Here is a 22,738-nt window from a genome sequence, read left to right as displayed (position 1 = left end):
CCGGGGGATACTGTCCGGCATGACGGAGACGACGGTCGGCATCGGCGGCGCGGCAGAGAGCACCGACATGGTGCTCAACATCGGCCCGCAGCATCCCTCGACACACGGCGTGCTCCGCCTGCGTCTCGTCATCGACGGCGAGCGGATCCAGCACGCCGAGCCGGTCATCGGCTATATGCACCGGGGCGCGGAGAAGCTTTTCGAGGCCCGGGACTACCGGCAGATCGTGATGCTCGCCAACCGCCACGACTGGCTGTCGGCGTTCTCCAACGAGCTGGGTGTCGTCATGGCCGTCGAGCGCATGCTCGGCATGGAGGTCCCCGAGCGCGCCGTGTGGACCCGGACGCTGCTCGCCGAGCTGAACCGGGTGCTCAACCACCTGATGTTCCTCGGCTCCTACCCTCTCGAACTGGGCGGGATCACCCCGATGTTCCACGCGTTCCGGGAACGCGAGGAGCTCCAGGCCGTGATGGAGGAGATCTCCGGCGGCCGGATGCACTACATGTTCAACCGGGTCGGCGGCCTCAAGGAGGACCTTCCCGCGGGCTGGCTCGGCCGTGCACGGCACTCGATCGCCTCGGTGCGGTCGCGGATGGACGTGTACGACAAGCTGGTGCTCGGCAACGAGATCTTCCGGGGCCGTACCCGCGGGGTGGGTGTCCTCTCCGCCGAGGCCGTGCACGCGTACGGGGTGTCCGGACCGATCGCCCGTGCCTCGGGCGTCGACTTCGATCTGCGGCGCGACGAGCCGTACCTCGCGTACGGGGAGCTCCAGGACACGCTCAAGGTGGTCACCGCCTCCGAGGGGGACTGCCTGGCACGGTTCGAGTGCCTGCTGGGGCAGACGCACAACTCCCTGGATCTCGCGGACGCCTGCCTGGACCGGATGGGCGACCTGGCGCCGGGGCCGATCAACCAGCGGCTGCCCAAGGTGCTGAAGGCCCCGGAGGGCCACACCTACGCGTGGACCGAGAACCCGCTCGGCATCAACGGCTACTACCTGGTGTCCAAGGGCGAGAAGACCCCGTACCGGCTGAAGCTCCGCTCCGCCTCGTTCAACAACATCCAGGCGCTCACCGAGCTGCTGCCGGGCACCCTGGTCGCCGACATGGTGGCCATTCTGGGATCGCTCTTCTTCGTCGTCGGCGACATCGACAAGTAGCCGCCCCCGCAGGACCGGCTGCTACGACGAGACGGCGCTGCGCAGCCCGGCGACGTCCAGCTGCTCGGTCTCGTCGTGGGCGGTGAGGTCGATGACCTTGCCCACGGCACGGTTCTCCGCCGCCCCCGTGCGGTGGGCGGCGAGGACTTCCTCGCCCACCACGTCGGCCAGGTCCTCGTTCTGCACGGACTCGATCGCGGCGTTCGTCTTCTGCGTACCGAAGAAGTCGAAGCTGCCCTGCGGGACGAGGTGGCGGCGGGAGGCCGCGTACGGGACGACGGCCGAAGCGGCCGGGACCGGGCGCGGTGTCTGTACGGGTACGGGCTTGAGCTGCGGGGCGGACAGGGCGGCCGACGGGCGACGGTGCTGGTGGTCGCCCGTCCCGACGGCCGCCGCGTGCTTCCCCTTCGGGCCCTCCGCCTCCGCGTCCCGCGTCCGGGCGCGCTCGGCGAGGTCGCGCTCCCTGGCCTGTTCGGCGGTGTGGCGCGCCTCCTGAAGGGCGGCGTTGCGCGTGAGGTCCCGCAGCGCCTGGGCGGCACGGAGGTACGCGGCCGGGGTGGGCGTGGAACGGGCGGCGGGCAACTCCCTTGGAGCGGTGGCCGCTTCGAGCGCGAGCTGCCTGCGGCCCTCCAGCGCGCTGGCCCGCTCGGTCTCGGCGTTCGCGTACCGGCGCAGCAGCGCGGCGTGTTCGCCCCGCAGCCCTGCGAGCTCCACCCGCTTGCGGCGCAGCTTCGTCTCCAGCCGGGTGCGCAGCTCCCTGGATTCCTCGAGATCGGCCTCGAGCTCGGCTATGCGCTCCTCGGTCTTCCACTCGTCGCTGGCGCGGGCGCGCGTCAGTTCCGCGACTCGCAGTCCAGCGGCCCGGTCCCAGCTGCGCATCAGATACGCGCCGGTGACGGCGGCTGCCGCCGCCGCGGCCACCAGGCCGCGCAGGGCGAGAGGTTCCGCGAGCACCCAGGCGCCGGCGGCACAGACGACCGACACTCCGGCCACCAGGGAAGGGGGCAGGATTCTGTGCAGGGGTGGCGAATGGCGGTGACGTCCACGTGGCATGGCTCGAAATTTACCGTGTGTACGGGTTACTTGGGAGACCGCCCGGCAATCTGTTCCCCGCCGGTTACCTGACGGCCTCCCGAAGCACCCGATTCATCACGCCCTACTTCTTGAGCAAGCCTTTCGCCAGGAGATACTCCTTGGCCACATCGGTGGGCTTGGCGCGCTCGGCGTCGACCTTGCGGTTCAGTTCCGCGAGGTCCTGCGTGGTGAGTACCTTGGTGACCTTGTTGAGCGCGTCGGCAATGTCCGGTGCGCCAGCGTCCTTGGCATTGAGGACCGGCAGGACGTTGTCGGCGTTCTGCAGCTTCTTGTCGTCCTCCAGGAACACCAGGCCGTAACTGTCCAGCACCGCGTCCGTGGTGGTCGTCAGAACCAGCTGGTCCTTGCCGTCCTTGACGGCCTGCTTCGACTGCGGAGTGCCGACGCCCTTGGGGTCGATACCCGTGACATCAATGCCGTACGTCTTCTTCAGACCAGGTGCGCAGAACGGCCGGACCTCGCACTCGTCACCGGCGGCGATCTTCACCTCGATCTTCGACCTGCCGAGGTCGGAAAGGGTCTTGAGGTTGTTCTTCTCGGCGAATTCCTTCGTCACCGCGAAGGCGTTCTGGTCGACGGCGTCGCCCGAGGGGAGCACCTTCAGCCCGAGCGGTTCGGCGAGCCCCGTCAGTGCGCTGACCGTGGCGACGGCGTCTCCGGAGGCGACCGGCTTCTTCTCCGCCTCGCTCGCCCCGTTCACCTTGGCGTTGAGGAATTCGGCGAGCGTCGCCGCGTATTCCGGTACGACGTCGATCTCGCCCTTCTCCAGCGAGGGTTCGTACAGCTCACGGTTCTTCACGGTGGTGATGGATGTGCTGTATCCGGCGTCGCCGAGAACCTGTGCGTACAGCTCGGCGAGCACCTTGGACTCGGTGAACGCCGCGGCGCCCACGACGAGCGAGCCCTTCTTGGAGCCCGAGCCCGACGCGGTGTCCGAACCGCTCTTCTCCTTCTCCAGGCTCTCGCCGCCGCAAGCGGCGAGCGACCCGGCGAGCGCGGCCATTCCGATGACCGCACCCGCTATGCGCGAGGTCCTGCTCATGATGTTCTCCGTCCACAGCGAAAAGGTGACAAAAGCTGCACGGCGTCAGGCACTCCGCCGGCGGCGCAGGGGGGACAGCAGCCGGTCCAGCGCGATCAGCGTCCCCTCCACCACCAGGGCGAGCGCGGCGACCAGCACCGCGCCCGCGAAGACCTGCGCGGTGTCGTACGTGTTGAATCCGGCGGTGATGATCCGGCCGAGGCCGCCGAGACCGACCATCGCCGCGATGGAGGCGGTGGCCACCACCTGGACGGCGGCGGAGCGCAGTCCGGTCATGATCATGGGGTAGGCGAGCGGGAGCTCGACCCGTGCGAAGAGCTGCCCGCCCGACATCCCCATGCCCCTGGCGGCCTCGACCACGGACCGGTCGACCTCGGTCATCCCGACGTAGGCGTTGGTGAGCAGCGGCGGCACGGCGAACAGCACCAGCGCGATGATCGTGGGCCAGTACCCGGAGTTGCGCAGCGGCGTGAGCATGAACAGGGCCAGGACCGCGAAGACCGGCACGGCGCGCCCCACATTGGAGATGTTGACCGCGAGCGCACCTCCCTTGCCGAGGTGTCCCAGATACAGCGCGAGCGGCAGGGCGATCACGCAGGCCAGCGCGAGCGCCACCCCGCTGACGTACAGATGCTCGCCGAGCCGGTGCGCCGCGCCGCTCTCCCCCGACCAGTTGGCCCCGGTGGTGAGCCAGGTCCAGGCGTCGCCGATGACTCCCACGGATCAGCCCGCCTCCACCTTCGCGACCAGTGGCCCGGCCTCGGGGCGGGCCGTCGCGCGTATTCGGGTCCAGGGCGTCAGCAGTCGCTGCACGCCGAGCAGCAGCAGGTCGGCGGCGACCGCCAGCAGCACACAGAGCACCGAGGCGGTCAGCACCTGGGCCTTGAAGAGGCTCGGCAGCGCGTCCTCGATGAGATTGCCGAGGCCGCCCTTGCCGACGAGCGAACCCACGGTCGTCAGCGCGACCGTCGACACCGTGGCTATCCGCAGGCCGGCCATCAGCGCGGGCAGCGCCAAGGGAAGCTCGACCTCCCACAGCAGCCGCGCCGGGCCGTACCCCATGCCCTTCGCGGCGTCCTTCGCCTCCTGCGGCACCGCTTCGAGGCCCGCCAGGATGTTCCGTACGAGAATGGTCAGCGAGTAGAGCACCAGACCGGTGACGACCAGGGCGGCGGACAGCCCGAACAGCGGCAGCAGCAGCGAGAACATCGCCAGTGACGGCACGGTGTAGAGCACGGTCGTCAGACCCAGCACCGGTCCCGCGAAGTGCCGGCCGCGGCGGGCCAGGAGCGCCAGCGGAAAGGCCACGGCCAGCCCGATCAGCACCGAAACGGCGGTGATCCAGATGTGCTGGACGGTCGCATCGGTCAACTCCTGACTGCGGGAGCGCAGATACTCGCCGCAGATCCAGTCGTTCGCCACGAGGCAGTTCTCTCCGGCCACCCGTCCCACCCCCTGATTACCGTCGCGTTCTCCCGAACTGATGTCTGGCGACCCTATCCTCGACCACTGACAATCGCCGAGGCCGTCGCATTCCGGCAACACGGCCTTCACAGAACGCGCGTCACAATGGGGACCCATGATCCGTTTCGAGCACGTCACCAAGCGGTACGCCGATGGCACCACCGCCGTCGACGACCTTTCCTTCGAGGTCGGCGAGGGTGAACTGGTCACGCTCGTCGGACCTTCCGGCTGCGGCAAGACGACCACCATGAAGATGGTGAACAGGCTGATCGAACCCACCGAGGGACGGATATTCCTCGACGGGGAGGACATATCCGCCATCGACCCCGTCCAACTCCGGCGCCGGATCGGCTATGTGATCCAGCAGGTCGGCCTCTTCCCGCACCGGACGGTCCTGGAGAACACCGCCACCGTCCCGCATCTCCTGGGCTGGAAACGCGGAAAGGGACGCGAGCGCGCGGCCGAACTCCTCGATCTCGTCGGACTCGATCCTTCCGTTTATGGCGACCGCTATCCGGAACAACTCTCCGGCGGCCAGCGCCAACGCGTGGGCGTGGCACGCGCTTTGGCGGCCGACCCTCCCGTACTGCTGATGGATGAACCTTTCGGCGCGGTCGACCCCGTCGTACGGGAACGTCTGCAGAACGAATTCCTGAAGCTCCAGGCGCAGGTCCGCAAAACCGTGCTGTTCGTCACCCACGACATCGAGGAAGCCGTCCGGCTCGGTGACCGGATCGCCGTGTACGGGCAGGGCCGCATCGACCAGTTCGACTCCCCCGCCACCGTCCTCGGCGCCCCCGCGACTCCGTACGTCGCGGACTTCGTCGGCGCCGACCGCGGCCTGAAGCGGCTCTCCGTCACCCCGATCGAGGAGAGCGACCTGGACCAGCCGCCGGTCGTCCACCTCGACGACCCGCTCGCGAAGGCGACCGGGCGGCTGCGGGCCGAGGGCGCGCGCTGGGCCGTCGTGCTCGACGGTGACGACAATCTGCACGGCTGGATCCCGGCCGGCGACGCCGCCACCTCGAAGGGAACGGTCCGCGAACACGCCCGCCGCATGGAGGCATGGCTCCCCATCGGCGCACCGCTCAAGCAGGCGTTCGCCACGATGCTCCAGCACGACGCGGGCTGGATCGCGGTGATCGACAAGGAGAGCACCGGCCGCTTCCTCGGCGTCCTCACCCCCGCCCGCCTCCACGAGGCCCTGCGCCGCTCGATCGACGCGGACGCCCAGGACGTGCCGCGCGCCGAGGTGGCTGTGGAGACGGTGGCGAGCGTCACGACTGCGGCCCCGTGACCGCGCCGGCCCGCTCCCGCCGGGTCCTGGGCGCGGGGGACATGCGGCGCGACGGGTCTCCCGGCGGGCCTACGCTGGGCGTATGAGTACGTTGCGCGGACGCGGCACGGTGCAGGACCTGCCGGAGTGGGACCGCTGTGCGGTCATGGGAGTCGTCAATGTGACGCCCGACTCCTTCTCCGACGGAGGCCGGTGGTTCGACACCACGGCCGCGATCAAGCACGGCCTCGTGCTGGTCGGCGAGGGCGCCGACCTGATCGATGTCGGGGGCGAGTCGACCCGCCCCGGCGCCAGCCGGGTGGACGAGTCCGAGGAACTGCGGCGCGTGGTCCCGGTCGTGCGGGGACTGGCATCCGAGGGGGTCACGGTCTCCGTCGACACCATGCGGGCCCGCGTGGCAGAGCAGGCCGTCGCCGCCGGTGCGGCGCTCGTCAACGACGTGAGCGGCGGCCTCGCCGACCCGGACATGGTGCCGGTCGTCGCCGCTGCGGACGTGCCGTTCGTCGTCATGCACTGGCGCGGCTTCAGCGAGTCCATGAACAGCAGGGCCGTGTACGGGGACGTCGTCGCCGAGGTCGTCGCGGAACTGCGCGAACGCATGGAAGCAGTGATCGCGGGCGGGGTGTCCCCCGAACGGCTGGTGATCGACCCCGGCCTCGGTTTCGCCAAGGACGCCTCGCACGACCTCTCGCTCGTCGCCCACCTCGCGGAGCTGCGCGCCCTGGGACGCCCGCTGCTCGTCGCCGCGTCCCGCAAGCGGTTCCTCGGCCACGTCCTGGCCGGTGAGGGGGCCGCCCCGCCGCCCGCCCGCGAACGCGACGCCGCCACGGCCGCGATCTCCGCCCTCTCCGCCCAGGCGGGCGCCTGGGCCGTACGGGTGCACGAGGTACGGGCCACCGCGGACGCCGTACGGGTCGCCCGCGCCATCGAGGGAGCGGCGTGAGCGGGCAGCACGACGAGCACGCCGGGGCAGCCGCCGACATCGAGGCCGTCGAGCAGGCCAACACCGCGTTCTACGAGGCGATGGAGCGCGGCGACTTCGACACGCTCTCCGGCCTCTGGCTGCCGGGCGAGGACCTCACGATCTCCTGCGTGCACCCGGGATGGCCGGTGCTCACCGGCCGCGGCGAGGTGCTGCGCAGCTATGCGCTGATCATGGCGAACACGGAGTACATCCAGTTCTTCCTGACCGATGTCGGCGTCTCGATGACCGGCGACACCGCGCTCGTGACCTGCACCGAGAACATCCTCAGCGGCGGCCCGGCCGAGGAGGGCAACGCGCTCGGACCGCTGGTCGGCCAGCTCGTCGTCGCGACCAACGTGTTCCGCCGCACACCCGGGGGCTGGAAGCTGTGGTCCCACCACGGCTCACCCGTACTGGCCGAAACCGGCGAGGAAGAGGACGAAGAGACACCCACCTGAGTGGGTACGCCTTCGTTGTGGGTTGGTTTCCCGGGCCCCGGGGTATGGGCGGCTACCAGCCCTCCGGGGTTCTGTCCATAGCCCCACGGGCGAGCACTGTCGGTGCTCGCAGGTAGATTCGAAGAGAGGGCACTTCGCCGCCCGCACGCAGCCGGGTGTCCCAACGACCAACGACAGCAGGAGTGATTCGCGTGGATCGTGTCGCGCTGCGCGGCCTCAAGGCCCGTGGGCACCATGGTGTGTTTCCCAAGGAACGGCAGGAGGGCCAGACGTTCATCGTCGACCTCGTGCTCGGCCTGGACACACGGCCCGCGGCTGCCACCGATGACCTGACGAAGACCGTGCACTACGGCGTGGTCGCGGAGGAAGTCGTCGACGTGGTCAAGGGCGAGCCGGTCGACCTGATCGAGACCCTCGCGGAACGCATCGCCCAGCAGTGCCTCAGGCACGAGGGCGTCCAGGAGGTCGAGGTGGTAGTCCACAAGCCGGACGCCCCGATCACCGTCCCGTTCGACGACGTGACCATCACCATCACCCGGAGCCGAGCATGACTGCATTTTCCACCGAGGGGCAGAGCGACCCGACCGTACAGCCGGTTCCCGCGGCCGTGGTCGAGCAGGTGGACGCCGCGGACATCACCCTCTCCAACCCCAAACGGGCCGTGATCTCCCTGGGCTCCAACCTGGGCAACCGCCTGGAGACCCTCCAGGGCGCCATCGACGCCCTGGAGGACACCCCCGGCCTCCGGGTCAAGGCGGTCTCCCCGGTGTACGAGACGGAGCCCTGGGGCGTCGCTCCCGGCTCCCAGCCCTCGTACTTCAACGCGGTGATCGTCGTGAAGACGACCCTGCCGCCGTCCTCGCTGCTGGAGCGCGGCCAGGCGATCGAGGAGGCCTTCGACCGGGTCCGCGAGGAGCGCTGGGGCCCGCGCACGATCGACGTCGACATCGTCGCGTACGCCGATGTGGTCTCCGACGACCCGCAGCTCACCCTCCCCCACCCCCGCGCCCGCGAGCGGGCCTTCGTGCTCGCCCCCTGGCACGACGTGGACCCCGAGGCCGAGCTGCCCGGCGCCGGTTCGGTCGCCGACCTGCTGACCGGAATCGGCGAGGCCGGCGTACTCCCCCGGGCCGACCTGGAACTCCGTCTGCCCGAGTAGTCGTTAGGCTCGACGGACACCACACAGGAATCCACGGACACCCGGCGGCGAAGGGCGGCTCTCGGTGAGGCAACTACGGCTCGGGGTACTGGCCGGACTCTTCGCCGCCGCCGGCGTGCTGTCCTGGGGCGGGGCCCGTCTCTGGGACTCCCTCGGCACCCTGCCGAGCGTCCCCCTCGCGGCGCCGGTCGTGCTGGCGGCCATCGCCGTCATCCTGCTCGCGACGGCGCTCTCCATCCGCACCCGCCTGCGGGCGCAGCGGGAGCGCCGGCCCGGCGCGAAGGGCGTGGAGCCGCTGATGGCGGCCCGCGCGGTCGTCTTCGGCCAGGCGAGCGCCCTCGTGGCCGCCCTGGTCTCCGGGATGTACGGCGGCACGGGCGTGTTCCTGCTCGGCTCCCTCGACATCCCGCCCCGCCGCGAACAGGCCATCTACGCGGGCTTCGCGGTGCTGGCGGGCATCGCCGTCATCGCCGCCGCCCTGTTCCTGGAGCGCGTCTGCAAGCTCCCGGAGGACAAGGACAACGGGAACGACGACCGGAGCGCGGCGTCCGCCTAGGCGGACGCCTCCGACACTCCCGTCCGGGACGCTCCTGTCCGGCGCCCGTCAGCGCGCCATGATGAGGCTCATGGCCTCGGCGCGGGTCGCGGGGTCGCGGAGCTGGCCGCGGACCGCGGAGGTGATCGTCTTCGCCCCGGGCTTGCGGATGCCCCGCATCGACATGCACATGTGCTCGCACTCGATCACGACGATGACGCCGCGCGGCTCCAGGATCTCCATCAGCGACTCGGCGACCTGCGTGGTCAGCCGCTCCTGGACCTGCGGACGCCGCGCGAAGACGTCGACGAGCCGGGCCAACTTGGAGAGCCCGGTGATCTTGCCGCTGGTCGCCGGGATGTATCCGACGTGAGCGACGCCCCTGAACGGCACCAGGTGGTGCTCACAGGTGCTGAACACCTCGATGTCCTTCACCAGCACCATCTCGTCGTGGCCGAGATCGAACGTCGTCGTCAGGACGTCCTCGGGCTCCTGGTACAGCCCCGCGAATATCTCCTTGTACGCACGCGCCACCCGTCCCGGCGTCTCGCGCAGACCCTCGCGGTCCGGGTCCTCCCCGACCGCGATGAGCAGTTCACGTACGGCGGCCTCGGCCCGCTTCTCGTCGAACTCGCCGATCGTGCCCTCGCCGTCCAGCGTCACCGGGTCGGTCATCTGTCCTCGTTCCTTGTGCTGTCGCATGCGCGTGCTTCGCGCCAACCTCGCAGGCATACAGAAAAAGCCGCGCCCCCACAGGCTAAAACCTGGGGGGCGCGGCATCCATTCCGGGCCCGGTGGGACCCCCGTGACGGGGGACACACCGGTGTCGGTACGGGGTCTAGCTCTCCGGACGCTCCTCCGGAATCGCCTCCGTTGCCGGGGTGATGTCCTTCGGTGCGATCTCCGCCGGGGCGGCCGAACCATTGGCGGTGGTGACGCCGTTGGTGAGGGCCAGCTCCTTGGGAGAGAGGACCGGCGGTCGCGTCGACGGCGTGCGCCGTGCGGAACCGGTCCAGGCCGGGCGGGCCGGACGCTTGACGATAGGAGCGAAGATCTCCGCGATCTGCTCCTTGCCGAGCGTCTCCTTCTCGAGGAGTTCGAGGACCAGGGCGTCGAGAATGTCGCGGTTCTCGACCAGGATCTCCCAGGCCTCGTTGTGCGCGGTCTCGATGAGCTTCTTGACCTCTTCGTCGACCAGCGCGGCGACCTCTTCCGAGTAGTCGCGCTGATGGCCGAGCTCACGGCCCACGAACGGCTCGGTGTTGTCTCCACCGAACTTGATCGCGCCGAGCCGCTCCGTCATTCCGTACTGCGTGACCATCGCGCGGGCCGTGGCACTGGCCTTCTCGATGTCGTTCGCAGCGCCGGTCGTCGGGTCGTGGAAGACCAGCTCCTCGGCCGCGCGCCCGCCCAGCATGTATGCCAGCTGGTCGAGCATCTCGTTGCGCGTCGTGGAGTACTTGTCCTCCTCCGGGAGCACCATCGTGTAACCGAGGGCGCGACCGCGGGAGAGGATCGTGATCTTGTGGACCGGGTCCGACTGGGGAGAAGCCGCCGCGACCAGGGCGTGTCCGCCCTCGTGGTACGCGGTGATCTTCTTTTCCTTCTCGGACATGATCCGGGTCCGCTTCTGCGGACCCGCCACGACGCGGTCGATGGCCTCGTCGAGCATGGAGTTGTCGATCAGCTTCTTGTTGCTGCGCGCCGTGAGGAGCGCCGCTTCGTTCAGCACGTTCGACAGGTCGGCACCGGTGAAGCCGGGGGTACGGCGGGCGACGGCGCTGAGATCGACGTCGTCCGTTACCGGCTTGCCCTTCTTGTGCACCTTGAGGATTTCGAGGCGGCCCAGCATGTCCGGGCGGTCGACCGCGATCTGCCGGTCGAAACGTCCCGGGCGCAGCAGTGCCGGGTCGAGGATGTCCGGGCGGTTCGTGGCGGCGATCAGGATGACGCCGCCCTTCACGTCGAAGCCGTCCATCTCGACGAGCAGCTGGTTGAGGGTCTGCTCGCGCTCGTCGTGACCGCCGCCCATGCCGGCACCGCGGTGCCGGCCCACGGCGTCGATCTCGTCGACGAAGACGATCGCCGGGGCGTTCGCCTTGGCCTGCTCGAAGAGGTCACGCACTCGGGAGGCACCGACACCGACGAACATCTCGACGAAGTCGGAACCGGAGATCGAGTAGAACGGGACGCCCGCTTCGCCGGCGACCGCGCGGGCGAGCAGCGTCTTGCCCGTACCGGGAGGCCCGTACAGCAGGACACCCTTGGGAATCTTGGCGCCGACGGCCTGGAACTTCGCCGGCTCCTGCAGGAACTCCTTGATCTCGTGGAGTTCCTCGACAGCCTCGTCCGACCCCGCCACATCGGCGAACGTCGTCTTCGGCGTGTCCTTGGTGATCAGCTTCGCCTTGGACTTGCCGAACTGCATGACCTTGGAACCGCCGCCCTGCATCTGATTCATCAGAAACAGGAAGACGACCACGATCAGAACGAACGGCAGCAGCGAGAGGAGGATCGAGACGAACGGGGACTGCTTCGACGGCGAGACGGTGTAACCCTTCTCGATGTCACCGCTCTCGAACTTCTCCTGCAGCGTGTCCGCCAGCTCGACGCCCTGGTTGCCGATATAGCTCGCCTGGAACTTGCTGCCGGACTCGCCCTGGAGCTTCTGTCCGTCCTTCAGCTCGATCTTGAGAATCTGTTCGTCACCGGTGGTCAGCTTGGCCTGCTCCACCTGGTCCTTGCTGATCGCCTGGATCACCTTGCCGGTGTCCACCGTCTTGTAGCCGCCAGACGAGCCGACGACCTGCATCAACACGACCACGGCGAGGACGGCCAGCACGATCCACATGACCGGCCCACGGAAGTATCGCTTCACGTCCATCCATACGGAGCGAAGTCGCCCCGTCCCTCCTGCCCGTAGGTAAATGCTGCTGTGAGAAAAGACTGTTCTTCGGACGGTACCCCAGCATTGTCACCCGCGACCGCCGGTGACGTCTGACAAACCCGCCTTCGAAGGCTCCAACGGCGGGAAGTCGGTGAGGGTTCCCGTCAGCCGCCGTAGACGTGCGGGGCGAGCGTGCCGACGAAGGGGAGGTTGCGGTACTTCTCCGCATAGTCCAGCCCATAACCGACGACGAACTCGTTGGGGATGTCGAAGCCGATCCACTTCACGTCGATCGCGACCTTTGCGGCATCCGGCTTGCGCAGCAGGGTGCAGACCTCCAGGGAGGCGGGCTCGCGCGAGCCCAGGTTGGACAGCAGCCAGGACAGCGTCAGACCGGAGTCGATGATGTCCTCGACGATCAGGACGTGCTTGCCCTTGATGTCGGTGTCCAGGTCCTTGAGGATCCGGACGACACCGGAGGACTGGGTACCCGCGCCGTACGAGGAGACGGCCATCCAGTCCATGGTGACGGGGGTGGACAGCGCGCGCGCCAGGTCCGCCATGACCATCACCGCGCCCTTGAGGACGCCCACGAGGAGCAGATCCTTGCCCGCGTACTCCGCGTCGATCTTCGCGGCCAGCTCGACGAGCTTCGCGTCGATCTCTTCCTTGGTGAGAAGCACCGACTGAAGGTCGGTGCCCATGTCCTTCTCGTTCACCCGCGTCTCTTTCTTAGCCTGCCGGTCCCGGAGTGGTGCCCCGGGCCGGCCGGCCGTTTCGCCTGCACTTCAGCCGCTTGCGCTACAGCTCTGCCGAATGACCAGTCTGCCACCCTGCCGCTGGGCTTCGACGCGGCCCGGCAGGTTGATGGCGCGCTGGCCGCGCCAGCCGGTGATGAGACGGTCGACTTCCTCGATGTGACGGGCGAACAGCGAACCGGCGGGGGCCCCGGCCTCGATCAGGGCCCGGCGCAGCACTCTGCGGCGCACGGCGGGCGGCAGGACGTAGAGCTTGGCGCACTCCAGCTGCCCCGCGTCGTCGCGTACGGAGAGGTCGGCCTCGGCGGCCCAGGTGTCGAGGGCGTCGGCATCGTCGCGGGAGAGCTGGGCCGTACGGGCGAGGGCTTCGACGACGCCTTTGCCGAGGGCCTTCTCCAGGGCGGGCAGGCCCTCGTGGCGGAGCCGGGAGCGGGTGTAGGCCGGGTCGATGTTGTGCGGGTCGTCCCAGACGGGCAGCGACTGGACCAGGCATGCCTTGCGGGCGGTCTGCCGGTCGAGCTGGAGGAACGGGCGGCGGTAGCGGCCGGCGGGGCCCGACGCGGCGGCCATCCCCGACAGGGAGCGGATGCCGGAGCCGCGGGCGAGACCGAGCAGGACGGTTTCGGCCTGGTCGTCGCGGGTGTGACCGAGCAGAACGGCGGCGGCGCCGTGGCGCTCGGCCGCGGCGTCCAGGGCCTCGTAGCGCGCGTCGCGGGCGGCGGCTTCGGGGCCGCCCTCACGGCCGACCTGCACGGCGACCGCCTCGACCGGGTCGAGGTCCATGGCGCCGAGCCGCCTGACGACCTCGGCGGCGCGCTGGGCCGAGCCCGGCTGGAGGTTGTGGTCGACGGTGATTCCGCCTGCCCGGACGGCGAGCTTGCGGGACTCGAAGGCGAGGGCGGAGGCGAGCGCCATGGAATCGGCGCCGCCGGAGCATGCCACGAGCACGAGTGGGGTATCGGGTCGTTCGGGAAGTGCGGCGCGCTGCCTGACCGCGCCGGCCTCGGCGAACTCGGCCCTGCCGGTCTTGTCGGTGTGGCGATCGTATTCGGTGAGTACGTCGTGGAGTACGCGGCGAACCGCCAGGCGTATCGCCGCGACCGCAGGATGGGGACCCATGTCCGGTGCCCTTCGTGAAGGTTTTTCGGGGGGTGCCTCGGAGGGACGGAACGGTTGAGTTCCGTCACTCAGAGTGCGTCGATGGTGACAGAGCCAAGCTGTTCATCGAGCATTGCACGCCTTCCCATGCCCCTATGGTCCCTCGGATGGGTGATTGAAGGGGCATTCTCCGGCCGGACAGGAGCTACGGGCGGGGCAAGATCACGACTCTGCCTTACGGTGCACCCTCGCGATCCAGTCCGCCGGTTTGGCGATCTCCGCCTTCGTCGGGAGGGTGTTGGGCGAGGTCCAGACCCGGTTGAAGCCGTCCATACCGACCTCGCCGACGACGGCGCTGACGAAGCGTTCGCCGTCGCGGTACTGACGGAGCTTGGCGTCGAGTCCCAGGAGCTTGCGCAGCGCCATGTCGAGGCGGCCCGCGCCACGCGCCCTGCGCTGCTGGAACTTCTCCCGGATCTCGGCCACGGAGCCGACGACCTCGGGTCCCACACCGTCCATCACGAAGTCCGCGTGCCCTTCGAGCAGGGACATCACCGCGGTGAGGCGGCCGAGGATCTCGCGCTGGGCGGGCGTCTGGACGATCTCGACGAGGCTGCGGCCCTCGTCCTCGCCCTGCTCGCCCTCGGGGCGGGCGGCCCCCGACAGCGACTGGGCGGCCTCGCGGAGGCGCTCCAGGACTGTCATCGGGTCGACATCCGTCTCGTCCAGAAACGACTGGATCTCGCCCTTCAGATGGTCACGCAGCCAGGGCACGCCGGTGAACTGGGTGCGGTGCGTCTCCTCGTGGAGGGCGACCCAGAGCCTGAAGTCGTGGGGGTCGACATCGAGTTCGCGCTCGACGTGGACGATGTTGGGGGCGACGAGCAGCAGCCGCCCGCCGCCCTTGGCGGAGGCGGGGAGTTCGCGGGTGGCGGGGGCGAACGTCTCGTACTGCCCCAGCACCCGGGAGGCCAGGAACGACAGCAGCATGCCCAGCTCCACGCCGGTCACCTTGCCGCCGACCGCGCCGAGCACGACGCCGCCCGCGCCGCCGGGGCGCCGGTCCTGCATCTTCTCCAGCAGGGGGCGGAGCAGTTCGCGGAAGCCCGCGACGTTGGCCCTGATCCAGCCGGCCCGGTCGACCACCAGGACCGGGGTGTCCTCCGGTTCGTGGCCTTCCGGGATCATCCGGGTGAAGGAACGGACGTGCTCCTCCGAGGCCTTGGCATGCCGGCGCAGCTCCGCGACGACGGCGCGGGCCTCCTCGCGGCTGATGTCGGGCCCCGGCCGCACGAGTCGGGTCGCGGTCGCCACCGCGAGATTCCAGTCGACCATCTCGGCACCACCGATGCTCGTCATGCGTCAACCGTACGTGAGGGGGTCGCCCGGTGGAGGGGTGTTGGGCGGCTCATCGCGGGCCGTCGACGAGAGCGGTGGCCAGGGTGTCGAGCGAGGACTGGGCCTCGAACGGGGATGTGGTGCCGGTGGCGAGGAAGGCGAACGCGAGGAGGCGGCCCCGCGTGTCGACGACGGTTCCGGCGAGTGTGTTCACTCCGGTGAGGGTGCCGGTCTTGGCGCGGATCAGGCCGGTGCCGTGGGACTTCTCGTTGTAGCGGCCTTCGAGGGTGCCGCTGAATCCGGCGACCGGGAGGCCCGTGAGGACGGGGCGGAGTTCCGGGTGCGCGGGGTCCGCGGCGCGGGCCAGGAGGCCGGCGAGCAGGGCGGCGGCCACCCGGTCGTTCCGGTCGAGGCCGCTGCCGTCGGCGAGATTCGCACCGGCCACCGGCAGGCCGAGTTTCTTCAGCTGCGCGGTGACGGCCCGTCGGCCGCCCGCGAAGTCGGGCCGTTCGCCCGTCGCCAGCGCGGTCTCGCGGACGAGGGCCTCGGCGATGTCGTTGTCGCTGTTGGTCAGGGCCCGTTCGACGAGCAGGGACAGCGGTTGCGAGCGGTGGGTGGCGACCGTACGGGACTTGGCGGGTGCCCGGTGACGCGTGGGCGCGGCCTCGGTGGCGATCCCGGCCTCGTCGAGCAGTCCTGCGAAGGTGCGCGCGGCGTCTCCGGCCGGGTCGGCGGTGCGCGGGGCGGGTCCGCGGGTGCTGCCGTCGAGCCGGCCCTCGTCGATCATGAGGGCGCTGACGGGGGCGATGTTCTCGTTGGGGCCGATGGGGTGCAGCGGGGGCCCGGTGTAGCGGGAGGTGTCGTACGTGAGCCGGACGGTGCTGATCTCCTGCTCCCGCAGGGCGTCCGCCGCGTCGGCGGCGAGGCGGCGCAGGGCGGCCCTGCTGAGCGTGGGGTCGCCCCCGCCGACGAGGGTGAGGGTTCGCGAGTCCGCCGACGCCCGGACGGTCGTGGCGATGCGGTGGCCGGGGCCGAGGGCGCGGAGCGCGGCGACCGTGGTGGCGATCTTCACCGTGGAGGCGGGTGTCATCGGGGTGCCGGTGCCCTGTCCGTACAGCTGCTTTCCGGTGGCCGTGTCGATGACGGCGCCGGTGGGGCGGGTGCCGAGGGCGGGGCCGTTCAGCAGCGGGCCGAGAGTGGCGGCGAGACCGGCCGCGTCCGCCGGCTCCGTCCGGGCGACGGGGCCGCCCACCGCCGTGAGCACGGCGGGGGCGCTGGGGGCGGGCTTCGGCGCGGCGGGCACCGGGCGCTCGTGATGTGCGCCACCTGTACGTTCCCCGGCGACCACCCGGTCCCGCTCGGCCTTACGCTGACCGGAGTCCCAGGGACCGGCGGCGAAGACGGCGCCGGTGGCGACGACCAGGCCGAGCACGGCGGAGCCTGCGACGAGCTGCCAGTTGTGCGACCCGTACAGCATCTTCCGGTTCCTCGGGCCTTTCAGCCTGTCCCACATGTTCAACGGACGGATCGACGGTCTTTCCACCGGCTCGGCCACCGTTGACCAGCCCCTTTCGCGAGCACCCATCTGCGTGGGGGACACTTAATCACCAGTCGTATGTGTTGATCATGGAGGAGCCACCCGTGGAGTTCGACGTCGTTATCGAGATCCCTAAGGGTTCGCGGAACAAGTACGAGGTGGACCACGAGACCGGCAGGATCCGTCTGGACCGTCGACTCTTCACCTCGACCAGCTACCCGGCCGACTACGGCTTCGTCGAGAACACCCTCGGCGAGGACGGCGACCCGCTGGACGCGCTGGTCATCCTGGAGGAGCCGACCTTCCCCGGTTGCCTCATCAAGTGCCGCGCCATCGGCATGTTCCGCATGACGGACGAGGCCGGCGGCGACGACAAGCTGCTGTGCGTCCCGGCCTCCGACCCCCGGGTGGAGCACCTGCGCGACATCCACCACGTGTCGGAGTTCGACCGCCTGGAGATCCAGCACTTCTTCGAGGTCTACAAGGACCTGGAGCCCGGCAAGTCCGTCGAGGGTGCCGACTGGGTCGGCCGTACCGAGGCGGAGGCCGAGATCGAGGCGTCCTACAAGCGTCTTGAGGCGCAGGGCGGCGCGCACTGACGTAACACTTCGCGAACGGGCGGCACACCTTTGGTGGTGTGCCGCCCGTTTGGCGTCCCGGGCCATGTCCGTGCACATACTGGGCACGAGACAGAGCCCTGGGCACAGCCGAGGAAGCGAGCCGAAGAGGAGCGAGGTCGAGTGGTGGCGGAACAGGGCGGTTCGGAGGACCAGAAGCCCCAGTCCGACGAGGCGCGCAGCGCCTTCGTGCCACCCGCGGGCGTGGACCAGCCCGCCGCGCCCGACGAGGACGACCACCCGACCTCGGAATTCGCTCTTCCGGCCGGTCTGCACACCGATCCTTCGGGGCACCCGGGAACGGGCCCCGGCGCCGGTTCCGGTTCAGGTTCGGACACGCTGACGTCCGCCTTCGTGCCGCCGCGCGGCTACAGCGCCCAGCACGCGCAGCCCGCCTTCACCCCGGCGCACGGCAGTCCGATGGTCCGGCTGACCAAGGAAGCGCCCTGGCAGGACCGGATGCGCACCATGCTGCGGATGCCGGTGACCGAGCGGCCCGCGCCGGAGAGCGTCCAGAAGACCGATGACACCGGCCCCGCCGTACCCCGCGTGCTCGACCTGACGCTGCGTATCGGGGAACTGCTGCTGGCGGGCGGCGAGGGGGCCGAGGACGTCGAGGCCGCCATGTTCGCGGTGACGCGTTCGTACGGTCTGGACCGGTCCGAGCCGACCGTCACCTTCACGCTGCTGTCCATCTCGCACCAGCCGTCGCTGGTCGAGGACCCTGTGACGGCGAGCAGGACCGTACGCCGTCGCGGCACCGACTACACCCGGCTGGCCGCCGTGTTCCGGCTCGTCGACGACATCACGCACGAGGACGTCGAGGTCTCGCTGGAGGACGCGTACGGGCGTCTCGCCGAGATCCGCCGTAACCGGCATCCGTACCCCGGCTGGGTGCTGACGGCCGCCGCCGGTCTGCTGGCAGGTTCGGCGTCGGTGCTCGTCGGCGGTGGTGCGCTGGTCTTCATCGTGGCAGCGGCCGGGGCAATGCTCGGGGACCGGCTGGCGTGGCTCTTCGCGGGCCGCGGGCTGCCGGAGTTCTACCAGTTCCTGGTGGCCGCGATGCCGCCCGCGGCCATGGGCGTCCTGCTGACGCTGACCCATTCCACGGACATCCGCCCGTCCGCGGTGATCACCGGTGGGCTGTTCGCGCTGCTGCCGGGGCGGGCCCTGGTGGCGGGTGTGCAGGACGGTCTGACCGGCTACTACATCACCGCTGCCGCCCGGCTCCTGGAAGTCATGTACTTCTTCATCGGCATCGTCACCGGGGTGCTGCTGATCCTCTATCTGGGGGTGCAGCTGGGGGTGGGGCTGAACCCCGAGGAACGCTTCGAGCCCGTCGACCGGCCCGTGCTCCAGATCCTGGCGTCGATGGCGCTGAGCCTGTGCTTCGCCCTGCTGCTCCAGCAGGAGCGTTCCACCGTGCTCGTGGTCACGCTCAACGGTGGTGTGGCCTGGATCATCTACGGGGCCCTGGCCCGCACGGGCGACATCTCACCGGTTGCGGCGACGGCGGTGGCGGCCGGTCTCGTGGGGCTCTTCGGCCAGTTGTTCTCGCGCTATCAGTACACCTCGTCGCTGCCGTTCATCACGGCGGCGATCGGTCCGCTGCTGCCGGGGTCCGCGACGTACTTCGGTCTGCTGGGTGTGGCGCAGGGGGAGCTGGACGCGGGCCTCGCCTCCCTGTCCACCGCGGTCGCGACGGCGCTGGCCATCGCGATCGGGGTGAACCTGGGAAGCGAGATCTCGCGGCTGTTCATGCGGGTGCCGGGGGCCGTCGGCGGGGCGAACCGCCGCGCGGCCAAGCGGACCCGCGGCTTCTGAGCCGGCGGGGCGCCGGACAGGCCCTGGGGGCGGACGGTCCTGTCAGCGCTTGGCGTGCCGGCCGCGCTGGCCGGAGGAGGGGTTTCCGCCGGAGTGCCCGGGGCCGTCCTGTCCGCGCGCGGCTTCCTTCTTCGACTTGCTGCGGGCGCGCAGGAACTCGATGGCGATCGGAAGCACCGAGACGAGCACGATCAGGATGAGGATCATCTCGATGTGCGCGTGCACGAAGTCGATCTTGCCGAGCATGGCTCCGAGCACGGTGACACCGACGCCCCAGAGGATGCCGCCGATGATGTTGTACGTGATGAACGACCGGTAGTTCATCCGGCTGACACCGGCGATGATCGGCGTGAACGTACGCACCACGGGCACGAAGCGGGCCAGGACCAGGGACTTCGGGCCGTACTTCTCGAAGAACTCGTGGGCCTTCTCGACGTTCTCCTGCTTGAAGAGGCGGGAGTCCGGGCGCTTGAAGAGGGCCGGGCCCACCTTGCGGCCGAAGAGATAGCCGACCTGGTCACCGATGATCGCGGCCAGCGCGACCAGGGTGCAGACCAGCCAGAGCGGGTACTTCAGGTCGCCCGTCGTCACCAGCAGACCCGTGGTGAACAGCAGGGAGTCACCGGGCAGGAAGAAGCCGATCAACAGTCCGGACTCCGCGAAGACGATGGCGAGGAGGCCGGGGAGACCGAAGGTGTTGAGCAGATAGTCCGGGTCCAGCCAGCTCGGGCCGAGCGCAAGCGTATTCAAGGGTCCGGGCTCCAGGATCGATCGATGGCGGCTGCGTGGCCGCCCCAAGCTATCAACGCCACGGAGCGCCTCCGGGTTCCAATGGCGTAGGCGAGAATGCACACGGCGCGAACCGGGGCAAAGCTTTTCCCCAGGAGGTGCCACAACGATGGGCATTGAGGACTACGGCGGCGGACAGACGGCTCATGCCGATGTGCTGGTCGTCACCACGAACGACGTTCCCGGACACCAGGTGACCCAGGTGATCGGTGAGGTGTTCGGCCTCACCGTGCGCTCGCGCCATCTGGGCAGCCAGATCGGCGCCGGGCTGAAGTCGATGATCGGCGGCGAGCTGAAGGGGCTGACCAAGACCCTGGTCGAGACCCGCAACCAGGCGATGGAACGGCTCGTCGAGCAGGCCAGGGCGCGGGGTGCCAACGCGGTGCTGATGATGCGGTTCGACGTGAGCGAGGCAGCCGACGTGGGCACGGAGGTCTGCGCGTACGGGACTGCGGCGGTGATCAACAAGCTGTGAGGGGTACGGGGGTGGGGGCGCCCCCACCCCCGTACGACAGGACGGGCCCTATGCCCGGCGTTCGGCGTTGGCGTCGATGGCGTCCCGGAGGTGCTCGGCCAGGCCGGGCCGCATCGACTCGTAGTGGGCGCGGAACCGCGGGTCCGAGACGTACATCTCGCCCAGGCACCGGTGGATCTCCGGCGTGCACTCGTAGAACCACGTGATGATGTGCTGCCGGTGTGCCTCGGCGAGGTCCATCGCGCGCTCACCGGTGGCCGGCTCGCCCGCCTCCATCAGGGCGTCGTAGCGCTCGCCCCAGTCGGCGACCTCCGCCTGCATCCGCTTCCAGTCGTCCTTGGTGTAGCGGGCGACCCTGCGCTGCGACTCGGCGTAGGTCTCGGTGCCGCCCCAGCGGCTCTCGGCCTCCTCCGCGTACGCCTCGGGGTCCTTGCCCCCGAAGACCTCGAACTTCTCCTCGGGTGTGAGGTTGATGCCCATCTTCTTCGCCTCCATGGCTGTTTCGACGGCGGCGGCCATCTTCCGCAGCTCGGCGATCCGGCCGGACAGCAGCTGGTGCTGGCGGCGCAGGTGTTCCTGCGGGTCCGCGTCCGGGTCGTCGAGCAGGACCGCGATGTCGTCGAGCGGAAAGCCGAGCTCCCGGTAGAACAGGATCTGCTGCAGCCGGTCGAGGTCCCCGTCGTCGTAACGGCGGTGGCCCGCGTGGCTGCGCCCACTGGGCGAGAGCAGGCCGATTCCGTCGTAGTGGTGCAGCGTGCGCACCGTCACTCCGGCGAATGCGGCGACCTGGCCCACGGAGTAGCTCACGGCTCCCCGCTCCCTTCTGTTGCTCGGTACGTCCCTCAGCCTGGGACCTGACGCCACGTGAGGTGCAAGCCGGAAATCGAGTGACCCGATGAACACCTTGAGTGTTATGCGGCTTTTACGCCGTTATGGTGAGCCGGTGGCCTCTGAATCGCCTTCCCCCGCGCTCACCGCACCCACACCGGCCCATCGGCTGCTCCTGGTCATCGTGCCCGCCCTCGTCGTGGGAGTGGCCTCGGCGCTCGTGCTGCTCGGCGTCAGCCTGCTCGCGGAAGAACTCCAGGACGTGCTCTGGAAGACCCTGCCGGACGCACTCGGCGTGGGCCGGTTCTCCTCGCTCTGGATGATCGTCATGCTGACCGCGACCGGCCTCGCGGTCGGACTGGTCGTCCGCACCGTGCACGGACACGGCGGCCCGGACCCGGCCACCACCGGTCTGGTGGACGCCCCGATGGCGCCCGGCGTCATCCCCGGTCTGCTGCTGGTGACCGCGCTGGCGCTGGCCGGCGGGGTGAGCCTCGGGCCCGAGAACCCGATCACGGCCGCGAACATCGCGCTGGCCTTCTGGCTGGGCCGCCGTGCGCTGCCCGGGGCGCCCGCCGAGCTGTGGATCTCGCTCGCGGCGGCCGGCACCATCGGCGCCCTGTTCGGCACGCCCGTGGCGGCGGCGCTGATCCTCTCCGAGACCCTGGCCTCGCGCCCCGCCCCCGGAGCACTCTGGGACCGGCTCTTCGCGCCGCTCGCTGCGGGCGCCGCCGGTGCGCTCACCATGTCGCTGATCGCGCATCCGAGCTTCGATCTGTCGCTGCCCGACTACACGGAGCCGGGCTTCGGCGACCTGCTCTCCTCGGTCGTGATCGCCTCCGCGGGGGCGCTGCTCGGTCTGGTTGCGGTGTACGCGTTCCCGGTGGCGCACCGGCTGTTCGGGTCACTGAGGCGTCCGGTGCTCGCGCTGACCCTGGGCGGGCTGCTGCTCGGCCTGCTGGGGGCGCTGGGCGGGCATCTGACGCTCTTCAAGGGGCTCGACGAGGTGAAGGAGCTCGCCGGGGACCCCGGCAACTGGACGGCCGGGGAGTTCGCCGTCATGGCGGTGGTGAAGACGGCGGCGCTCGTCGTGGCCGCGACCTGCGGCTTCCGGGGCGGGCGGATCTTCCCCGCCGTGTTCACCGGGGTGGCTCTCGGGCTCTGCGCGCACGCCCTGGTCGACGCCGTACCGCCCGCGCTCGCCGTGTCCTGCGCGGTGCTGGGTGTCCTGCTCGCCGTGACCCGGCAGGGCTGGCTGAGCCTGTTCACCGCCGCCGTCCTGGTCAGCGACGCGGCCGTACTGCCCATGCTCTGCATCGCCTCGCTGCCGGCCTGGCTGCTGGTGACCGGGCGCCCGCAGATGCAGTTGCGCGAGGACGGTACGCCGCTGAGGTGAGGGAGCGGGCCGGGG

23 protein-coding genes are annotated in these 22,738 nt (G+C 69.9%); 11 read left to right on the top strand and 12 right to left on the bottom strand.

The window, feature by feature from the left end:
• The first annotated feature begins 19 nt into the window (after positions 1 to 19).
• Positions 20 to 1,162: an NADH-quinone oxidoreductase subunit D gene (locus tag ACWGO0_RS01535; RefSeq protein WP_453526260.1), complete on the top strand. Its 1,143-nt coding sequence runs from the start codon at positions 20 to 22 to the stop codon at positions 1,160 to 1,162.
• A 21-nt stretch (positions 1,163 to 1,183) separates the two neighbouring features.
• Here ACWGO0_RS01535 and ACWGO0_RS01530 read toward each other — a convergent pair whose 3' ends face one another.
• The 4 genes from ACWGO0_RS01530 to ACWGO0_RS01515 all read right to left on the bottom strand — a co-directional run bounded on the left by ACWGO0_RS01530 (position 1,184) and on the right by ACWGO0_RS01515 (position 4,742).
• On the bottom strand, positions 1,184 to 2,215 hold the full coding sequence (locus ACWGO0_RS01530) for a hypothetical protein (RefSeq protein ID WP_453526257.1): 1,032 nt from the start codon (positions 2,213 to 2,215) through the stop codon (positions 1,184 to 1,186).
• Positions 2,216 to 2,318: 103 nt separating this feature from the next.
• Positions 2,319 to 3,299 carry a glycine betaine ABC transporter substrate-binding protein gene (locus ACWGO0_RS01525; protein WP_453526254.1) on the bottom strand — a complete coding sequence of 327 codons (981 nt, stop codon included), beginning with the start codon at positions 3,297 to 3,299 and terminating at the stop codon, positions 2,319 to 2,321.
• 45 nt (positions 3,300 to 3,344) lie between these two features.
• Positions 3,345 to 4,019 (bottom strand): ABC transporter permease, encoded by a 675-nt coding sequence (locus ACWGO0_RS01520; protein WP_453526251.1) that lies wholly within the window; start codon positions 4,017 to 4,019, stop codon positions 3,345 to 3,347.
• Between the two features lie 3 nt (positions 4,020 to 4,022).
• Positions 4,023 to 4,742: an ABC transporter permease gene (locus tag ACWGO0_RS01515; protein WP_453526248.1), complete on the bottom strand. Its 720-nt coding sequence runs from the start codon at positions 4,740 to 4,742 to the stop codon at positions 4,023 to 4,025.
• A gap of 136 nt (positions 4,743 to 4,878) precedes the next feature.
• Between ACWGO0_RS01515 and ACWGO0_RS01510 the strand changes: the two genes are divergently transcribed.
• The 6 genes from ACWGO0_RS01510 (at position 4,879) to ACWGO0_RS01485 (ending at position 9,197) form a co-directional block, all read left to right on the top strand.
• Positions 4,879 to 6,060 carry an ABC transporter ATP-binding protein gene (locus tag ACWGO0_RS01510; RefSeq protein WP_453526245.1) on the top strand — a complete coding sequence of 394 codons (1,182 nt, stop codon included), beginning with the start codon at positions 4,879 to 4,881 and terminating at the stop codon, positions 6,058 to 6,060.
• A gap of 82 nt (positions 6,061 to 6,142) precedes the next feature.
• A complete protein-coding gene (gene folP / locus ACWGO0_RS01505) occupies positions 6,143 to 7,003 on the top strand; it encodes a dihydropteroate synthase (protein WP_453526242.1) in 861 nt (286 codons plus the stop codon).
• Complete coding sequence (locus ACWGO0_RS01500) at positions 7,000 to 7,482, top strand: nuclear transport factor 2 family protein (RefSeq protein ID WP_453526239.1); 483 nt, start codon at positions 7,000 to 7,002, stop codon at positions 7,480 to 7,482. The genes folP and ACWGO0_RS01500 overlap by 4 nt, the downstream gene beginning before the upstream one ends.
• Before the next feature lie 191 nt (positions 7,483 to 7,673).
• The gene (folB, locus tag ACWGO0_RS01495) at positions 7,674 to 8,033 is read left to right on the top strand and encodes a dihydroneopterin aldolase (protein ID WP_453526236.1); all 360 of its coding nucleotides are present in this window, start codon (positions 7,674 to 7,676) and stop codon (positions 8,031 to 8,033) included.
• The gene (gene folK / locus ACWGO0_RS01490; protein WP_453526234.1) at positions 8,030 to 8,641 is read left to right on the top strand and encodes a 2-amino-4-hydroxy-6-hydroxymethyldihydropteridine diphosphokinase; all 612 of its coding nucleotides are present in this window, start codon (positions 8,030 to 8,032) and stop codon (positions 8,639 to 8,641) included. Before folB ends, folK begins: the two co-directional genes overlap by 4 nt.
• A gap of 64 nt (positions 8,642 to 8,705) precedes the next feature.
• Entirely contained in the window at positions 8,706 to 9,197 is a 492-nt protein-coding gene (locus ACWGO0_RS01485; RefSeq protein ID WP_453526231.1) for a DUF3180 domain-containing protein, read from the top strand.
• A gap of 48 nt (positions 9,198 to 9,245) precedes the next feature.
• Here the strand turns inward: ACWGO0_RS01485 and folE are convergent, their stop codons facing one another.
• The 6 genes from folE to dacB form a co-directional block, all read right to left on the bottom strand.
• Positions 9,246 to 9,851, bottom strand: coding sequence for a GTP cyclohydrolase I FolE (gene folE, locus ACWGO0_RS01480; RefSeq protein WP_453526228.1), 606 nt, complete (start codon positions 9,849 to 9,851; stop codon positions 9,246 to 9,248).
• A 163-nt stretch (positions 9,852 to 10,014) separates the two neighbouring features.
• Positions 10,015 to 12,060: an ATP-dependent zinc metalloprotease FtsH gene (ftsH, locus tag ACWGO0_RS01475; RefSeq protein ID WP_453526225.1), complete on the bottom strand. Its 2,046-nt coding sequence runs from the start codon at positions 12,058 to 12,060 to the stop codon at positions 10,015 to 10,017.
• A 167-nt stretch (positions 12,061 to 12,227) separates the two neighbouring features.
• Entirely contained in the window at positions 12,228 to 12,767 is a 540-nt protein-coding gene (gene hpt / locus ACWGO0_RS01470; protein ID WP_030593143.1) for a hypoxanthine phosphoribosyltransferase, read from the bottom strand.
• 84 nt (positions 12,768 to 12,851) lie between these two features.
• Positions 12,852 to 13,940 (bottom strand): tRNA lysidine(34) synthetase TilS, encoded by a 1,089-nt coding sequence (tilS, locus tag ACWGO0_RS01465; protein WP_453526222.1) that lies wholly within the window; start codon positions 13,938 to 13,940, stop codon positions 12,852 to 12,854.
• A 201-nt stretch (positions 13,941 to 14,141) separates the two neighbouring features.
• Positions 14,142 to 15,278: a zinc-dependent metalloprotease gene (locus tag ACWGO0_RS01460; RefSeq protein WP_453526219.1), complete on the bottom strand. Its 1,137-nt coding sequence runs from the start codon at positions 15,276 to 15,278 to the stop codon at positions 14,142 to 14,144.
• 49 nt (positions 15,279 to 15,327) lie between these two features.
• Entirely contained in the window at positions 15,328 to 16,812 is a 1,485-nt protein-coding gene (gene dacB, locus ACWGO0_RS01455) for a D-alanyl-D-alanine carboxypeptidase/D-alanyl-D-alanine endopeptidase (protein WP_453526216.1), read from the bottom strand.
• A gap of 86 nt (positions 16,813 to 16,898) precedes the next feature.
• On the opposite strand from dacB, the gene ACWGO0_RS01450 reads away from it, so the two are divergent.
• Positions 16,899 to 17,393: an inorganic diphosphatase gene (locus tag ACWGO0_RS01450; protein WP_014155500.1), complete on the top strand. Its 495-nt coding sequence runs from the start codon at positions 16,899 to 16,901 to the stop codon at positions 17,391 to 17,393.
• 141 nt (positions 17,394 to 17,534) lie between these two features.
• Positions 17,535 to 19,235, top strand: coding sequence for a threonine/serine ThrE exporter family protein (locus ACWGO0_RS01445; RefSeq protein ID WP_453526212.1), 1,701 nt, complete (start codon positions 17,535 to 17,537; stop codon positions 19,233 to 19,235).
• Between the two features lie 42 nt (positions 19,236 to 19,277).
• Here ACWGO0_RS01445 and ACWGO0_RS01440 read toward each other — a convergent pair whose 3' ends face one another.
• Entirely contained in the window at positions 19,278 to 19,985 is a 708-nt protein-coding gene (locus tag ACWGO0_RS01440; protein WP_453526209.1) for a DedA family protein, read from the bottom strand.
• A gap of 148 nt (positions 19,986 to 20,133) precedes the next feature.
• On the opposite strand from ACWGO0_RS01440, the gene ACWGO0_RS01435 reads away from it, so the two are divergent.
• Positions 20,134 to 20,499, top strand: coding sequence for a YbjQ family protein (locus ACWGO0_RS01435; RefSeq protein ID WP_453526206.1), 366 nt, complete (start codon positions 20,134 to 20,136; stop codon positions 20,497 to 20,499).
• Positions 20,500 to 20,547: 48 nt separating this feature from the next.
• Here the strand turns inward: ACWGO0_RS01435 and ACWGO0_RS01430 are convergent, their stop codons facing one another.
• The gene (locus tag ACWGO0_RS01430) at positions 20,548 to 21,306 is read right to left on the bottom strand and encodes a MerR family transcriptional regulator (protein WP_453526203.1); all 759 of its coding nucleotides are present in this window, start codon (positions 21,304 to 21,306) and stop codon (positions 20,548 to 20,550) included.
• 136 nt (positions 21,307 to 21,442) lie between these two features.
• On the opposite strand from ACWGO0_RS01430, the gene ACWGO0_RS01425 reads away from it, so the two are divergent.
• Positions 21,443 to 22,723, top strand: a complete 1,281-nt coding sequence (locus ACWGO0_RS01425) for an ion channel protein (RefSeq protein WP_453526200.1) — start codon at positions 21,443 to 21,445, stop codon at positions 22,721 to 22,723.
• Positions 22,724 to 22,738 lie beyond the last annotated feature (15 nt).

The sequence above is a fragment of the Streptomyces sp. NPDC055749 genome, from assembly GCF_053617235.1.
The sequence above is the reverse complement of the archived record's forward strand: the minus strand, read 5'-3'. Positions and strand labels throughout refer to the sequence as shown.

Excerpts from the sequence above, each read along its gene's own strand:
- ACWGO0_RS01535 (WP_453526260.1), top strand. The coding sequence starts at position 20 with ATGACGGAGACGACGGTCGGCATCGGCGGCGCGGCAGAGAGCACCGAC.
- ACWGO0_RS01530 (WP_453526257.1), bottom strand. The coding sequence starts at position 2,215 with ATGCCACGTGGACGTCACCGCCATTCGCCACCCCTGCACAGAATCCTG.
- ACWGO0_RS01525 (WP_453526254.1), bottom strand. The coding sequence starts at position 3,299 with ATGAGCAGGACCTCGCGCATAGCGGGTGCGGTCATCGGAATGGCCGCG.
- ACWGO0_RS01510 (WP_453526245.1), top strand. The coding sequence starts at position 4,879 with ATGATCCGTTTCGAGCACGTCACCAAGCGGTACGCCGATGGCACCACC.
- folP (WP_453526242.1), top strand. The coding sequence starts at position 6,143 with ATGAGTACGTTGCGCGGACGCGGCACGGTGCAGGACCTGCCGGAGTGG.
- folK (WP_453526234.1), top strand. The coding sequence starts at position 8,030 with ATGACTGCATTTTCCACCGAGGGGCAGAGCGACCCGACCGTACAGCCG.
- folE (WP_453526228.1), bottom strand. The coding sequence starts at position 9,851 with ATGACCGACCCGGTGACGCTGGACGGCGAGGGCACGATCGGCGAGTTC.
- ftsH (WP_453526225.1), bottom strand. The coding sequence starts at position 12,060 with ATGGACGTGAAGCGATACTTCCGTGGGCCGGTCATGTGGATCGTGCTG.
- hpt (WP_030593143.1), bottom strand. The coding sequence starts at position 12,767 with ATGGGCACCGACCTTCAGTCGGTGCTTCTCACCAAGGAAGAGATCGAC.
- tilS (WP_453526222.1), bottom strand. The coding sequence starts at position 13,940 with ATGGGTCCCCATCCTGCGGTCGCGGCGATACGCCTGGCGGTTCGCCGC.
- ACWGO0_RS01460 (WP_453526219.1), bottom strand. The coding sequence starts at position 15,278 with ATGACGAGCATCGGTGGTGCCGAGATGGTCGACTGGAATCTCGCGGTG.
- ACWGO0_RS01435 (WP_453526206.1), top strand. The coding sequence starts at position 20,134 with ATGGGCATTGAGGACTACGGCGGCGGACAGACGGCTCATGCCGATGTG.